This is a genomic window from Methylobacterium marchantiae (assembly GCF_042679825.1).
Lineage (GTDB): Bacteria > Pseudomonadota > Alphaproteobacteria > Rhizobiales > Beijerinckiaceae > Methylobacterium > Methylobacterium marchantiae.
Window position 1 is genome coordinate 226,452 of the sequence record NZ_JBHTND010000003.1, and the last position, 12,156, is coordinate 238,607.

The window sequence follows — 12,156 nt, forward strand, 5'->3', positions numbered from 1 at the left end:
TTTCGGGACGAGAGGAGCGTCAGGCCTTGAGGATGGCGAGGGTGGCGTTGATCATCTTGCGGGTCGCAGTGACCATGTTCAGGTTGGCCTCGTAGGAGCGCTGGGCCTCGCGCATGTCCATGTTCTCGATCAGCCCGTTGACGTTGGGCATCCGCACCTCGCCGCGCGCATCGGCGCTCGGGTTGCCGGGATCGTACTTGGTGCGAAACGGCGACGTGTCCCGACGGACCCGGCCGACATCGACCATGGATGCGCCGGTCTCGCGGTCCACGTGCTGGCTGAAGGTCGGGATCTTGCGCCGGTAAGGTTCGGCACCCACGCCGCTCGGCGCCGAATCGGCGTTGGCGATATTCTCGGCGATGACGCGCATGCGGCTCGACTGCGCCTTGAGCCCCGAAGCGGCGATGGTCAGGGATTTCAGGAAGTCCACGGTGCGTGCTCCGCAAGCTCAGGATTCGGGATGATCGGCGCTTGTCCGATCAGCGCTTGCCGATGGCGATCTTCAGAGTTTCGAGGCTCTTCTGGTACATCGTGGCGGCGAGCTGGTAGTCGGCCTGATTATCGCCGGCCTTCATCATCTCTTCCTCGAGATTGACGCCGTTGCCGCTCGGCCTGATCTCGAACCCCTTGAAACGGCGCGGGTCGGCGCCGGGACCTTCGGGCCCCGTCGACAGGGCAATATGCGCCGGGCTGGTCACGGCGAGCCCGGAATTCCCGTCCATGGCTCCCGAGGGCTGCGCGAGTTCACCGGTCCGGCTGTTGAAATTCGGGCTGGCGAGGTCGCGCGGTTTGAAGCCCGGCATGTCGGCATTGGCGACATTCTCCGAGAGCAGCTTCTGTCGGGTCTGGTGCCACTGCATCCGCGTGCGGAGCATGGATAGAATGGGAAGATCGGTGACGGACACGGTGCTCGAAGCCCCTTGGCGCCGCCGGATGACCCCGGAGCGATGGGCAAAATCTGCCGCCTCCATGGTTAACGTCCGGTTAAGAGCCTGTGCACCTGCGGCTAATGCCCGGCACCGCCTTTGCCTGTTAACGAAGTCTTAAGGTTATTGCCTGGGCCTAGGCCGGCCGTGGTATCAAGGAGGCCTGTGCTGCGTAGGGCCGTCGGCCCGGAACCCGAAAGAGCCCGATCTTGTCAGCGTTCTTCAATTCGGACGGGTCGTTTCCGCTCCAGTTCGTGACCATTTTTGCCGTCATCTTCGCGGTGCTGGCGGCGATCGTGCTGATCTACCGGCGGTTTTCCGGCAAAGGCATGGCATTGTCGAAGTCAGGCCCACGCGGACGCCAACCGCGCCTGGGCATCGTCGACATCTACGAACTCGATCGCCAGCGGCAGCTGATCCTACTGCGCCGCGACAATGTCGAGCATCTGCTCCTCGTCGGCGGGCCCAACGACGTCATCGTGGAGCGCAACATCAATCGAGGCGCCGGCGCCCGGCTTCCCCTCGACGAGACGGCCCGGGTCGAGCCGCTGGTCGAGGAAACCGCCTTTGAGCCCATGCGACCGGTCGAGCCGGCCGCAGCGGGCGCTCCCCCGATTTTCCAACCGCCCATCGTCCAGCCGACGCCTTCGCCATCCATGGTTTCGGAGCGGCCCGAGGCGAAGAGTCGGGAACCGCGGTCGGACGGCAGCTTGCCGACGACACCCGCCGACGATATCGCGCCGCGCCGCGAGGTTCCGGCTGAGACGGCACCGGTGGGTCGGCCAAGCCGCGCCGAGGTAATTGCCGCGAAGGCAGCACGACGCAATCCGCCGCCTCTCGCCAACCTGAAAGCCGAAGCGCCGGAACGGCAACGAGGGCCTGCCGAACGGGTCAGCAACATTGTCGAGCCGACTTTCGACGCCCCCGAGCCGCCGGTACCGGAGAAGCCCCGTGCTCCCGCGGTCACGGAGCAAGCGGCCCCGGCGAAGCCAGCGCCACCTCAGCCAACGAAGGAGCCGGCGCCAGCCGTGGAGCAGGCTCCCGCCATCCCGCCGCCGCTGGCCCGGCCGACCAGTTCCCGCCCCGTGGACGCGGCCATCCTGTCCGACATGGCAAGGCAACTCGAAGAAGCTCTACGCCGTCCCTCCGGCGCGGTGTCTCCATCCTCGACGGGCGCCCCTCCGCAATCCCAGGTGACGTCGCCCGCGCCGCAGGCGGAGCGCAAAGCCCCGGCACCTGAACCGGATCGCGAGCCTGTTCCCGTGAGCGGTACGCCGCAGGAGCGCCCGGTCGATCCGATGGCCGCCGCCATGGCCGCGACACAGGACGTTGCGCCGGAGAACGCTGCGCCCGCCAGGACACGGATGGAGGAGCCCGCTCCGGTCGAGCCCGAGCCTTTCCTGCCGGCTCCCCCTCCGCCGCCGCAGCCTATCCCGCCTCAGCCTGCACCTGCCCCGGAGATCCCTGCCCCGCGCCGGGCCGCCGCTCCGAGCCAGAACCCCTTCTCGGTGGAAGAGATCGAGGCCGAATTCGCCCGCCTACTCGGACGTCCGCTCGACAAGAAGGGCTGATTTCCGCGGATCGAGCCCCGCCCCGAATGTCTCATTCGGGGCGGGGCTCTGGATTTTCGCCCTGCATCGATTGTCTGCCGAGAAGCGACCGTCCGCCGATCTATTCCGCGGCCGCCCTCGACGAGAACGTCTTCCCGTCATTGGCTAGCTTGGCCGGGAGGGAGAACTCCCCTTCGCTGGGCTCATCCTTCTTGCCGATGAAGCGGCTGAAGAGCCGGACGAAGAGGCGCGAGAGGTCGTCCACCAGGACGAAGATGGCGGGCACGAAGATCAGCGACAGGCCGGTCGAGACGATCAGACCGCCGATCACGGCGACGGCCATGGGTGCACGGAATTCGCCGCCGATGCCGAGTGCCATGGCCGAGGGCACCATACCTGCCGCCATGGCGATGGTGGTCATGACGATGGGTCGGGCACGCTTGCGCCCCGCATCGATGATGGCGGTGGCGCGGTCCACGCCCCGCGCCATCTCCTCGATGGCGAAATCCACCAGCATGATCGCGTTCTTCGTCACGACGCCCATCAGCATGAGGATGCCAATGACCACCGGCATCGAGATCGGCATGTGGAAGATCAGGAGCCCGAGGATCGCACCGCCGATGGAGAGCGGCAGCGAGAACAGGATGGTCAGCGGCTGAAGGAAGTTTCCGAACAGGAGCACCAGCACTCCGAAGACCATCATCAGGCCGGCGCCCATGGCGAGGGCGAACCCTTCGAACACCTCGCCCATGATCTCGGCGTCGCCGGTCTGGCTGATGGCGACGCCGGGCGGCAGGTTCTTCGCGGTCGGCAGCGCCATCACAGATTCGATCAGGGTGCCCAGTGCGTCCGAGCCCTCCATGTCGGCCTCCAGGGCCACGCGGATCGAGCGGTCGTAGCGGTCGATGGCGGTGGGGCCGCGGCCGAGGCTGAGGTCGGCCACCGTGGAGAGAGGGACCGACGCGCCCCCCTTCACCGGCACTTTCAGGGTCTCGAGCTGGGATAGGTCTCCGCGCAATCCGAGAGGCAATTGTACCCGGATCGGCACCTGCCGGTCCACGGCGTTGAACTTGGCGAGGTTGGCGCCGATGTCGCCGATCGTCCCGACGCGTACCGTCTCGGCAATCAGATCCGTGGAAACCCCGAGATCCGCCGCGACACCCGCCTTGGGGCGTATGCGGATCTCGGTGCGGTCGAGGGGGGCGGTGGAAAGGACATTGACGAGGTGGGGCACTGCGGCCGCCTCGCGCTGCAATTGCGCGGCGGTCTCCGACACGAGACGCAGGTCGGGGCCGGAGACGATCAACGCGAGATCGCGCTGGCCGCTGTTGCGAAGCGACCAGAACCGGATGTCCGGCTCCTCCCTGAGAATCTTGCCGATGACCACGTCGAGCTGCTTCTGGGTGCGATGGCGCGTGTTCTTCGGCGTCAGGTTGATAGTGAAGCTCGCAAGTCTTACCTCTTTCTTCGACGGCAATTGGCGACCGCCATCCACGAACACGCTGCGGACTTCAGGGAGGGCCCTGATCTTGTCCACGAGGGCGTCCGTGACGCGGGTGGTGTCGGCGAGCCGGGCACCGGGCGGCAACTCGACCACGAAGATCGTCCGCGCCGCATCCTCGGCGGGCAGGAAGCCGGCCGGCAGAAGGCCAGTGGACATGATCGATGCTGCGAAGCAGACGAGACCGAGGACGAGGGTGATGAACTTGTGCCTCACCGACCAGGCAACGACGCGCGTGTAGGTGCGCATCACCGGTCCTTCGCGCTCATGGTCCGGCCCGTGATCGCGCAGGAAATAGGCGGCGAGCAAAGGCGTGATCAGCCGCGCCACCAGCAGCGACATGAAGACCGCCGCCGCGATGGTCAGGCCGAACTGCTTGAAATACTGGCCGGCGATACCGCTCATGAACGAGACCGGCGCGAAGATGGCGATGATCGTCGCCGTGATCGCGATGACCGCGAGACCGATCTCGTCGGCCGCTTCCAAGGACGCGCGATAGGCGGATTTACCCATCCGCATGTGCCGCACGATGTTCTCGATCTCGACGATGGCGTCGTCCACCAGAATGCCGGTGACGAGGGTGATGGCGAGCAGGCTGACGGCGTTGAGCGAGAAGCCCAGGGTGCTCATCACCCAGAAGGTCGGCAGCACGGACAGGGGGAGCGCGATGGAGGCGATCAGCGTCGCCCGCCAGTCGCGCAGGAAGATGAAGACCACGAAGACGGCCAGCGCCGCACCCTCGATCAGGCTCAGCATCGCCGAGTGATAATTGCCGACCGTGTTGGTGACGGAGGTGTCGATCAGGTCGAAGCGGACGCCAGGGTTCTTCACTCCGAGATCAGCGATCTTGCGCGCGACCGCGGCGGCGACGTCGGCATCGCTGGCTCCCGTCGAGCGCGAGATCGCGAATGCGACGACCGGCTCGCCATTGAACCGCGCGAAGGTACGAGGCTCCTCAGAGCCGTCGACCAGCGTCGCCAACTCGTCGAGACGGACCTTCCGGTTGCCAGGGACTACGATGGAGGTCTGGGACAGAGTTTCGAGGCTGGCGGCACCCGCCAGCGTCCGGATCGACTGTTCCTGACCGCCGAGTTCGCCGCGCCCACCGGCCATGTCGGCCGAGGTAAGACGGAGTTGCCGGTTCACATCGGCGGCAGTGATGCCGAGCGCCAGCAGGCGGTCGGGTTTCAGCGTGACCCGGATTTCGCGGGCGACGCCGCCCAGCCGCTCGACCCCGCCGACGCCCTTCACTCCCTGGATCTGACGGGCGATGACGTCGTCGATGAGCCAGGACAGGTCTTCCGGCGTCATCGCCGGCGCCGAGGCGCCGTAGACCATGATCGGCAGGCCGGCGATCTCGACGCGGCTGATGATCGGCTCGTCGATGGTCCGGGGAAGAGTCACCCGCACCTTGGCGATGGCATCCTTCACGTCGTTGACGGCACGATCGACGTTCACTTCGAGACGGAACTCGATGGTGGTGGCCGAGACACCTTCGGAAATCGTCGAGATGATGTGCTTGACGCCCTTCACCCCGGCGACGGCATCCTCCACCACCTTCGTCACCTGGGTCTGCAACTCGGAGGGAGCCGCGCCGGCCTGGGTGACCTGGATCGCCACGATCGGGATGTCGATGTTCGGGAATTGCGTGATCGGCAACGAGCGGAAGCTGACGAGCCCAAGGATCATCAGGACCAGAAAAAGGACGATCGAGGTGATCGGCCTGCGGATCGCCCAGGCGGAGACGTTGAGGCGCATGGGCTGTCCGGTCCGATCTCAGCGGGGAGTCACGGTGGCCGCAGCCTCGGCCTTCGACTGGACGGCCCGCACCCGGTCGCCGTGGCGCAGGAAGCTGCTGGCCCGCGCGACGACCGCCTCGCCCGATCTCAGGCCGTCGCGGATCTCCATGAAGCCATCCGCGGCCAGGCCGGAGACGACCTTGCGGGCCTCGACCTTGCCGTCCTCCACCACGTAGACGAGGGCCGACCCGTCGATCCCGTAGAGCACGGCAGACAGAGGAACGGCCACCGAGTTCCGCCGCGCCACCTCGACCTTCCCGCGGGCGAAGGCGCCGATGCGCAGGGAAGGGTCGCGGTCGAGGCTGATCCGGATCTTGCCGAGCCTCGTCAGCCGGTCGATCTCGGGATCGATCCGCCGGACCTTCCCCATCACGATTCGTCCCTGTTCGGCTTCAAGCCTCACGGCGTTGCCGCGCTTGATCCGGGGCATCCAGGTTTCCGGCACCTCGCCTTCGAGCTCGATCTCGCCGCGTGCGATCAGTCGGAACAACGGCTCACCGACGGAGGTCGCCGTCGCACCGACCCTCGCGGTGCGGCGGCTGACGATGCCGCTCTCCGGCGCCTTGATGTCGGTGCGGGCGCGGCGGAGCGCGATCTCCGTGCTCTGCGCGCGTGCCGCGGCAAGATCGGCCTCGGCGAGTTGCAGGCCGCCCTTCGCGGAAGCAAGCCGACCCTCGCTTCCCTGGGCTGCGGAGATACGCTGCTCCAGCACCGCCGCCGTGGCGTTTCCTGTCCTGAGCAGGGAGCGCGAACGCTCGAGCGAGAGATTGGCCTCGACTTGAGCCGCCTCGGACTGGACGATCTGACTGCGGGCCTGGACGATCGCCGCCTCCGCCTTGGCGATGGCAGCCATGTTGGCGGCCTCCTGGGTGGCGATCATTTCCAGGGAGAGCCGCGCCAGAACGTCCCCCTTCTCGACCTCCGCGCCCTCCTCAACGAAGAGTTCGGTGATGCGGTAGCCCTCGATCTCGGGAGCCACCAGGATCTCGTCGCGCGGAACCAGCGTACCGGTGACGACGGCCTGCTCGACGATCTCGCGATCGGCGGCCGGAACGATGGTCACCGCAGGCGCGGGCGCCGTTGCATCGATCGCCGGCGGCGTCTCCACCGCGTAGAGCGGACCGGAGGTCGCGAGCAGCGGCACGATCGTGAGAAGCCGGAACAGGCGCATGGACACGTGGCTCACCGTTCGGCGGATAGTTCGGACAGATTCGCGAGCAGCGAGGCCGCCTCGCGCGCTCCTGCACCGCGGCACCGGCGTTTTCATGACGCTCGGGCGATTAAGGTTTTCCTCTACATGACACTCGCATGAAAATTCTGTCGTCCAGCATCGCTGCGTCAGCCGTAATCTCGACTCCGCTCCGCGAGAGTCTGTTCCAGGAACGTCGCCGCGGACAGTGCCCGAGCGTCATGGCCGAACCCGGCGATGACCTGGACCCCGAGCGGAGCATCCTCCCCCGGTACCGGCACGGTGACGCACGGAACGCCCATCATCGTCCAGAGGCGGTTGAACCGCGAATCACCGGTCGAGGCGTAGCCTTGGGGAGCGAAGCCGGGGGCCGAGAGAGTGAGGATGACGTCGATATCGGCGTTCCGCAGGATATCCCTGAGGCTGCGCCGCGCGTGATGCGCGATGCGCCGCGCCGCGTCGTAGGCGGCGGCATCGATCGATTGGGCCATGTCGAGATGGGCACGCAGGAACGGCGGCAATGTCTCGTGATGCGTCGTATATTCCCAGGCAAGGGCCTGCGCGGATTCGAAATCTTGAATCGTGGCGTGCTGGTCGAACGCCTCCTTGAACAGGTCGGGGAGCGAGAAGGCGCGGATGCTCGCACCTGCCGCCTCGGCCGCGACCCGTGCATGGTCAAGCGCGCCCAATGCCTCTGGTTCGGCCGCGTCGCAGAATTCCGGGAGCAGGAGGCCGATCCGCGGCGCGCCGACCGGACGTTCGATCTCCGGCCGGCCGGCGATGAGGGCGAGGGCATGAGCGGCATCGGCCGCGGTCGCCGCGAAAAGGCCGAGGGTGTCGAGGGTCCACGAGAAGCACTTGACCCCGACCGTCGGCAGCAGCCGGAACGACGGCTTCACGCCGACCACCCCGCAATAGGCCGCCGGGCGGATGACCGAACCGCCGGTCTGGGTGCCCAGGGCCAATGGCAGCATTCCCGCGGCGACGGCCGCAGCCGAGCCCGACGACGAGCCGCCCGGTGTCCGCCCAGGCGCCCGCGGATTGCACGTCTCGGTCGGATCGATGAAGGCGAAAGCGGTCGTTGTGGTCTTGGCGATGGGCACTGCGCCGAGCGCCTTCAGCCGAGCCACGATCGGCGCATCGGCGCGGGGTTGCCAACCGGTGTAGATCGACGATCCCATCTGCGTCGGCAGGTGGGCGGTGTCGATGATGTCCTTGATGCCCACCGCGATACCGGCCAGCGGCCCCATTTCGGGCACTACGGGATCGGGATCGCTCGTGACCAGTGCGCGAACCGACGGCTCGTGCTCCGCGATCGCCGCTCTGGTCAGCGCGACGGCCTGCGATGGGGTGAGCGAGCCCGCCTCGATACGGGCGCGGAGCGACAGGAGCGAGAGCATCGGCATCGGCGGGTTCGCGGGGTGACGATTGGTCGGAAGCTGGCCAGCATACGAGCCGTAGGGGGGAAGCGTCGGGGGGCTCCCCGTATGGTCGGAGGTGATGCCAGGAACGTGGAGAGAGGTCCAGCGGACCGGCCATCGTTCCTCGCCCCGGCATTGTCCTACGCCGACGGAAGGTTGGCGCTGTCTGTTCGACCTGCTTGGTTTCGACCGAACTTCGGTCCCGGCGGAAGGCCGGTCCGGTGAACTTGCAACGCGCAACTGCCTCGGCCTTAAGGCCTCGGCAACTCCTCGCGCCTAGCTCCATGCCGACCCGGAAGATCGGTCCTGGCAGGAGATGCACGTCGTGCGCGATCCCTTCGTTCCCGATGCGCTGGCCGAGCGATTGCGGGCCAAACGGCGCAATACGAGGCCCGTTGCGTCTCTCGCCTGCGAGCCGGCGAGACCTGTCTTCGCCGAACTCCTCGACGGACGTGGGCACGGCACCGGGCAATTCGTTCGTCTGTCGCAAGGTATGGTCGAACGCATCGCCAAGGTAATGCGCGAGGAAATGTCCCACGAAGATACATGATCCATAGGGAGTGCCCTGTCGCGGCGGGTGTTCCAGTTCTCGGTGAACGGCCTTAGACAGCCGGCGATGGATCTCAGACCCTACCAGCGTGCCAGCCTCGATGCCCTCTACGCTTCATGGCGAAACGATGCCGGCAACGGGCTGATCGTGCTGCCGACAGGGGCTGGCAAGGCCTTCGTCATCGCCGCTCTGGTTCGGGAAGTGATCGCCGCTCGTCCCGAGGCGCGGGTCGTCATCGTCACCCACACCCGCGAACTCATCGCCCAGAACCACCGCGAGCTCATGGCCTACTGGCCCGATGCGCCAGCCGGCATCTACTCTGCCGGACTCGACCGCCGCGATACGACGACCCAGATCCTGTTCTGCGGCATCCAGTCGGTCTGGAACCGCATCGAAGCGATCGGTGCCTTCGACGTCGTCGTGGTCGATGAAGCTCACCTGATTCCGCGCAACGGCGAGACCCGATATGGCCGTTTCCTCGCGGCCTTGCGGGCAGCGCGACCGCACCTGCGCGTCGTCGGACTCACCGCCACCCCGTACCGTCTCGACAGTGGCCGTCTGGACGAAGGCGAGGGGCGATTGTTCGAGCGCATCGTCTACGAGGCCAATGTCGGCGACCTCATCCACCAGGGCTACCTCGCCCCGCTGATCTGCAAGGCAACCGCCACGGCGCTCGATGTCTCCGGCGTCGGCAAGCGCGGGGGCGACTACGTCCCCAGTGCCTTGGAAGCGGCCGTGAATCAGGATTGGATCACCCGTGCCGCCGTCGAGGAGATGGCGGTCTTTGGACGCGAACGCCGGGCTTGGCTCGCCTTCTGCGCCGGTATCGCCCATGCCGAGGCGGTGCGCGACGCCGTCAGAGCGGAAGGCTACACCTGCGAGATGGTGACGGGCGAGACGGGCAAACGCGAGCGCGACCGAATCCTGCGTGACTTCTCCGAGGGGCGACTGCGCTGCCTCACTTCCGTCAGCGTGCTCTCTACCGGGTTCAACGTCCCGCGGGTGGACCTCATTGCGCTGTTGCGGCCGACCCAGAGCACCGGCCTCTATGTCCAGCAAGTGGGGCGTGCACTGCGCACGGCATCGGGCAAAGCGGATGCGCTTATCCTCGATTATGCCGGGCTGGTGCGGATGCACGGACCTGTGGACATCGTCACGGCGCGCAGCGCCGCCGCGATCAAGGGTCGGGAGGGCGAAGTTCGGGCCAAGCCATGTCCCGGCTGTGGCGCGCTCATCCCGCTCAATGCCAGCACTTGCGAAGGGTGTTGGGTCGAACCTGACGAGGCGGACCAAGAGGGACCGAGCCATGAAGCGGCGGCCGAGGACGAGCATCCGATCCTGTCGCGCGACGTCCCTGTCTGGCGCAGCGTCACGCGGTGGCGGCTCGGTCGACACGTGGGCTCCGGCAGTTTGGACGTGGATCTCCAGACTGAGGACGGTGGGAGCCACAGGGTACGGATCGCCCTGGAGCGGACTGGCTATCCACGTGAGAAGGCGGTCCAGTGGTGGCGCCAACTCGGTGGCGGCCGCGACGTTCCGATGACGGTGGCCGAGGCTCTGGCGCGGGCCGGCGACCTCACCGGCCCCTCCGCGATCCTGATACGGGCAAACGGCCGTCTTTCCGAAAGCGTCAGCTATCGCTTTCCGGACGGGCGTACCTTCGTCGATACGCGGCGTTTCGCAGAGGCCGACGCTTGAACGCGAAGCGAATCGACGACAGCATTCTGATCCATCCAATGACGCTGACGAACCTGACTGCACGTTCCAAGCAATGAAGGTCAGCGTCTCCACGCGGTCGAAATGCTTCCCTTTCGGGCGTCATGCTGCGCGAATGACGCCTTTCGGGTGCCGCCAAAGGGTGGAAGGCACGCTCGGCTTGCGCCATATAGGGGACATGACTGAGACATCGACCTACCCCTACACCCTCGAGATCCTGAGCCCACGTACCGAGGGCGCGACCTATCAGTGGGCTATCCGCAAGGGCGGCAAGCTGGTCCAGCGTTCAGATCGCAGCCTCACCAGCGAGGCGAAGGCGAAGGAAAATGGGCTCGCCCAGATCGAGAAGCTGCTGTCCGGCTTCGGTGAGCGCTAAGGCAGCCTTTTCGCGATCGCGTAGACCCGATCGGCCGCGGATCATGCCGCCGGGCTGCGGAGTTCGACTGTAAGGCCTGATCATCAGACGGAATTTTCTCATTCGATCATCCGCTTCGGAGACATCCGAAGTGGACGATGTCATGCGATGCATGGGCTGACGCGCCGGATTTCGACCTGAATGGCCGGGATCGAAGACTAGCGAGCATTTGCAAAAATCTTGGCATATCGTATCCCAGAGATCGCATGCTTGGTGCTGATCGCTGGAGGCCGTTTCATGAGAAAGCCGCTACAACCGGATCGCCCGATCTGGCCGCCGCTTCCGGATAAGCCGACCAACGTCTCAATGGAACAGGATGACATCACGCCGGGAAGCGATGGTCACGATTTAAGGACGACACACGATATTTCGTCAGCAGAAGTAGCGGAGCGTATCAATGATAGCCACGCTTCATGAAGTTTCGAGCCGCCACTCTTGAGGGTCTTGAGATACCGACAATCGCGCACGAGTTGCGCGGCTAAGCTTCAAACTTCCATTCGTCGCATCGGTTGATGTCCCATTGATCCATCGTGAGCCTTGGGATGAATTATGGCGAAGCTTGCGACTTCAGCTTTTGCGCTGTTGCTGACGGCATCGGTGCCGAACTTTGCTCAGTCGAGCGGACCAGCCGAGATCAAGCAGCCGGTCTCTCGTCTATGACGACACCGGGAATGTCGGAATGTTCCGGTGGTAAAGCCAGGCGGCATCGATAACAGCGGGCCCGGCTCCGTCGGCAGCGAAGCGTTTGGTGCGGTCGGCGCCGAGAGCCGTGCGAACAATTCTGGCCGCGTCGGCAATGCTTACAAGCCGGAAGTCGCAACCCCCACTACCGGAGGCGGCAATCGACGATAGCGACCCAACAGTCTCAACATCGGAGGGTCAGAACCGGCTCAGGAGCGTGCCAGAGATATGGAATCGGCCGCTCATACATAAGATTTCGGCTGCGATAGGCGCTGTCGCAAGCGCCCATATCTGGAGACGCGATTCGGCTCAGTGTCTGTCCGGCGACATATTGAGTGATGTGAGGGGTTTGTGATTCAAGGCTGCCTGTGTGGAGGCTGCCGATGTGGACGACTGAGAACCGGACCC

10 protein-coding genes are annotated in these 12,156 nt (G+C 65.8%); 5 read left to right on the forward strand and 5 right to left on the reverse strand.

Annotation, left to right across the window (positions count from 1 at the left end):
- Positions 1 to 19: 19 nt before the first annotated feature.
- Together flgC and flgB are read right to left on the reverse strand one after the other, a co-directional pair.
- Positions 20 to 430: a flagellar basal body rod protein FlgC gene (gene flgC, locus ACFQ4G_RS03915; RefSeq protein WP_238208716.1), complete on the reverse strand. Its 411-nt coding sequence runs from the start codon at positions 428 to 430 to the stop codon at positions 20 to 22.
- A 49-nt stretch (positions 431 to 479) separates the two neighbouring features.
- On the reverse strand, positions 480 to 905 hold the full coding sequence (flgB, locus tag ACFQ4G_RS03920) for a flagellar basal body rod protein FlgB (protein WP_238208715.1): 426 nt from the start codon (positions 903 to 905) through the stop codon (positions 480 to 482).
- Positions 906 to 1,135: 230 nt separating this feature from the next.
- Here flgB and ACFQ4G_RS03925 point away from each other — a divergent pair, with 230 nt between their 5' ends.
- Positions 1,136 to 2,497: a hypothetical protein gene (locus ACFQ4G_RS03925; RefSeq protein WP_238208714.1), complete on the forward strand. Its 1,362-nt coding sequence runs from the start codon at positions 1,136 to 1,138 to the stop codon at positions 2,495 to 2,497.
- Positions 2,498 to 2,597: 100 nt separating this feature from the next.
- On the opposite strand, the gene ACFQ4G_RS03930 is transcribed toward ACFQ4G_RS03925, so the two are convergent.
- From ACFQ4G_RS03930 to ACFQ4G_RS03940, 3 genes are all read right to left on the reverse strand, one after another.
- The gene (locus ACFQ4G_RS03930; RefSeq protein ID WP_238208713.1) at positions 2,598 to 5,735 is read right to left on the reverse strand and encodes an efflux RND transporter permease subunit; all 3,138 of its coding nucleotides are present in this window, start codon (positions 5,733 to 5,735) and stop codon (positions 2,598 to 2,600) included.
- An 18-nt stretch (positions 5,736 to 5,753) separates the two neighbouring features.
- A complete protein-coding gene (locus tag ACFQ4G_RS03935) occupies positions 5,754 to 6,947 on the reverse strand; it encodes an efflux RND transporter periplasmic adaptor subunit (protein ID WP_238208745.1) in 1,194 nt (397 codons plus the stop codon).
- 167 nt (positions 6,948 to 7,114) lie between these two features.
- Positions 7,115 to 8,365, reverse strand: coding sequence for an amidase family protein (locus ACFQ4G_RS03940; protein ID WP_238208744.1), 1,251 nt, complete (start codon positions 8,363 to 8,365; stop codon positions 7,115 to 7,117).
- 337 nt (positions 8,366 to 8,702) lie between these two features.
- On the opposite strand from ACFQ4G_RS03940, the gene ACFQ4G_RS03945 reads away from it, so the two are divergent.
- The 4 genes from ACFQ4G_RS03945 to ACFQ4G_RS03960 all read left to right on the forward strand — a co-directional run bounded on the left by ACFQ4G_RS03945 (position 8,703) and on the right by ACFQ4G_RS03960 (position 11,484).
- Entirely contained in the window at positions 8,703 to 8,936 is a 234-nt protein-coding gene (locus ACFQ4G_RS03945; protein ID WP_238208712.1) for a hypothetical protein, read from the forward strand.
- Between the two features lie 66 nt (positions 8,937 to 9,002).
- Positions 9,003 to 10,634, forward strand: a complete 1,632-nt coding sequence (locus ACFQ4G_RS03950; protein WP_238208711.1) for a DEAD/DEAH box helicase — start codon at positions 9,003 to 9,005, stop codon at positions 10,632 to 10,634.
- A gap of 196 nt (positions 10,635 to 10,830) precedes the next feature.
- Positions 10,831 to 11,028, forward strand: a complete 198-nt coding sequence (locus ACFQ4G_RS03955) for a hypothetical protein (protein WP_238208710.1) — start codon at positions 10,831 to 10,833, stop codon at positions 11,026 to 11,028.
- A gap of 249 nt (positions 11,029 to 11,277) precedes the next feature.
- A complete protein-coding gene (locus tag ACFQ4G_RS03960) occupies positions 11,278 to 11,484 on the forward strand; it encodes a hypothetical protein (RefSeq protein WP_238208709.1) in 207 nt (68 codons plus the stop codon).
- Positions 11,485 to 12,156 lie beyond the last annotated feature (672 nt).

What these genes read in the sequence shown, in the direction of transcription:
- ACFQ4G_RS03955 (WP_238208710.1), top strand. Translation starts at nt 10,831, where the DNA reads ATGACTGAGACATCGACCTACCCCTACACCCTCGAGATCCTGAGCCCA.
- ACFQ4G_RS03940 (WP_238208744.1), bottom strand. Translation starts at nt 8,365, where the DNA reads ATGCTCTCGCTCCTGTCGCTCCGCGCCCGTATCGAGGCGGGCTCGCTC.
- ACFQ4G_RS03950 (WP_238208711.1), top strand. Translation starts at nt 9,003, where the DNA reads ATGGATCTCAGACCCTACCAGCGTGCCAGCCTCGATGCCCTCTACGCT.
- ACFQ4G_RS03945 (WP_238208712.1), top strand. Translation starts at nt 8,703, where the DNA reads ATGCACGTCGTGCGCGATCCCTTCGTTCCCGATGCGCTGGCCGAGCGA.
- ACFQ4G_RS03935 (WP_238208745.1), bottom strand. Translation starts at nt 6,947, where the DNA reads ATGCGCCTGTTCCGGCTTCTCACGATCGTGCCGCTGCTCGCGACCTCC.
- ACFQ4G_RS03930 (WP_238208713.1), bottom strand. Translation starts at nt 5,735, where the DNA reads ATGCGCCTCAACGTCTCCGCCTGGGCGATCCGCAGGCCGATCACCTCG.